This is a genomic window from Thermococcus sp. (assembly GCF_027008145.1).
In the GTDB taxonomy this organism is placed as follows: domain Archaea; phylum Methanobacteriota_B; class Thermococci; order Thermococcales; family Thermococcaceae; genus Thermococcus.
Genome location: NZ_JALTCZ010000098.1, coordinates 1 through 2,279 on the forward strand (window position 1 = coordinate 1; position 2,279 = coordinate 2,279).

Genomic DNA, 2,279 nt, shown 5'->3' on the forward strand with positions numbered 1-2,279 from the left:
CTTCCCTATCAGCCCCTCGATTCTCTCAAGGGTCGTCCCAGCCAGCAGGGAGGTGTAGAACTCGGCAAAGACCTCATCACATCTCCTCGCCACTTCAAGTCCCTTGAGCGTTATGTCCTTTTCATCATAGAGCCCCATACCTATGAAGTAGAGCGCCATAGCATCACCGTCGGGAGTTCTCCTAAAACTTTTAAGCCTTGGGAAAACTACTTAAAGGTTTTTGGCAAACCTAATACAGGTGGGACCCGTGAAGATCAGCAAGAGAGAGGAGGAGTACCTGGAGGCGATGTACATCCTCCGCAAGAACAAGGGCGTTATCCGCGTGAAGGACATAGCCAAGCTGATGAACGTCAAGCCCCCGAGCGTTGTTGACGCCCTCAAGAAGCTCGCTGAGAAGGGCCTCGTCGAGTACGAGAAGTACGACAGGATTCTCCTGACTGAGAAGGGAAGAAAAATAGCGGAGGACACGTACTCGAAGCACGTCTTCCTTACAGAGTTCTTCATTGACATACTCGGCATCCCTCCGGAGACAGCCGAGCACGATGCATGTCAGTTCGAGCACTACGTGAGCGAGATAACCGTCCAGAGGATGAAGGAGTTTGCCAAGTTCATACAGGAGCAGTGTCCCTACGTCCTCAAGCAGTTCCTTAAAGAGAAGCTTGAAAAAGAAAAGGGCTGAACTCTTCTTCAAATTTAATCAAAAGACCCCTGCGAGGTAGGCGAAGTAGGCCACGAAGACCAGTGCTAGCGCGTACATGAGCGGGTGCACTTCCCTCCAGCGTCCACTGAAGACCTTGAGCAGTGTGTAGCTTATGAAGCCGACGCCTATGCCGTCCGCTATTGAGTAGGTGTAAGGTACCGTTATGAGCACTAGGAAAGCCGGCAGGGCCTCCGTGTGGTCGCTGAAGTCAACCCCCCTCAACGCCGTGAGCATGTAGTAGCCGACTATGACCAGTGCAGGGGCAGTTGCGAAGGAGGGTATCGCACCTGCGAGCGGGGCTATGAAGAGGCCTATCGCAAGGAAGAGAAGTCCTGTGACAAGGGCCGTCATCCCGGTTCTCCCGCCTTCTTCGATTCCAGCCGCGCTCTCAATGTAAGTCGTAACTGTCGAAGTTCCCAGGATGGCGCCGAGGGTCGTTCCAATGGCATCTGTAAGGAGAACCTTCTCAGCGTCGGGGACTTTCCCTTCCTTTGTCAGGAATCCTGCCTTAGCGCTGAGCCCCGTTACGGTCCCCACGGTGTCGAAGAAGTCCACCATGAAGAAGGCGAAGACGACTCCGAGGACCCCGGCGTTGATGAGGCCGTGGAGGTCCATTTTGAGAAAGGTGTAGCTTATGTTGGGCATGGAGAATACCTGCTTGGGCCAGGGGGCGAGGCCGGTTATCCAGCCGAGAAGGGCCGTCGTGAGTATTGAGATGAAGAGGGCGCCCTTGATGCGCCTCGCTATGAGTATTCCCGTGAGGAAGAGACCGAAGAGGAAGAGCAGAATCGGGCCTGTTTTGAGGGCCGGGGCATTGAGACCGGTGAACTTCAGGACACCTGTCTTGCTGACTGCCGCGGAGAGGAGCCCAACGTCGTTGAGGCCGATGAGTGTCAGAAACAGGCCGATTCCAGCTCCGATGGAGTACTTCTGGCTCATGGGGATGGCATGTATCACAGCACTCCTGACCTTGGTTAGGGTAAGGCCTATGAATATCAGCCCCTCGACGAAGACGGCCGCGAGGGCAACCCTCCAGCCGTATTTTGGAGCCACCGTGTAGGCGAAGTACGCGTTAAGTCCCATCCCTGGGGCTAAGGCGAAGGGCTTCCTAGCGTAGAGCGCCATCAGAATCGTCGTCAGGCCGGCCGAGAGGGCCGTTACCGCGACGAGGGAGTTGAAGGCATCCTTGCCGATTGCGTCGCTGAGTATGGCAGGGTTCACGAAGAGTATGTAGGCCATCGTCATGAAGGTCGTTATGCCGGCCAGAACTTCGGTTCTCATATTGGTGCCGTACCTTTCAAACTCGAAGTATCTCTCAAACCAGCCCATGTTATCACCCCGGGTTATCTTGACATTAACATGGCGATAAAACTAATTTATAAGTCTTATCTTAACAAAAATAAGTCAAAGAGGGGAGGGTAGAAGAGCGTAGGATTTTACCTCCAGACCGACCTTAGACGGTGGCTTTTCGGGGTCGAAGAAGAGCTCGTTTATAAACCGCTCGGCCGTTATGGTTGTTCCCCCCAGATTCAGTCTTAACCTCACTCTGCCCGGGAGAAGTTCAACGTCCAACAGCTCG

The 2,279-nt window shown here is 54.1% G+C and carries 2 protein-coding genes and 1 pseudogene; 1 reads left to right on the top strand and 2 read right to left on the bottom strand.

The window, feature by feature from the left end; genetic code table 11:
* Positions 1-159 (bottom strand): annotated as a pseudogene (locus MVD07_RS04860) (diphthine synthase); the annotation flags it as partial.
* Between the two features lie 88 nt (positions 160-247).
* Between MVD07_RS04860 and MVD07_RS04865 the strand changes: the two are divergent.
* Entirely contained in the window at positions 248-679 is a 432-nt protein-coding gene (locus tag MVD07_RS04865; RefSeq protein WP_297499271.1) for a metal-dependent transcriptional regulator, read from the top strand.
* Between the two features lie 18 nt (positions 680-697).
* On the opposite strand, the gene MVD07_RS04870 is transcribed toward MVD07_RS04865, so the two are convergent.
* Positions 698-2,029 carry an NCS2 family permease gene (locus tag MVD07_RS04870; RefSeq protein ID WP_297499269.1) on the bottom strand — a complete coding sequence of 444 codons (1,332 nt, stop codon included), beginning with the start codon at positions 2,027-2,029 and terminating at the stop codon, positions 698-700.
* Positions 2,030-2,279: the final 250 nt, after the last annotated feature.

What these genes read in the sequence shown, in the direction of transcription:
- MVD07_RS04870 (WP_297499269.1), bottom strand. Translation starts at nt 2,029, where the DNA reads ATGGGCTGGTTTGAGAGATACTTCGAGTTTGAAAGGTACGGCACCAAT.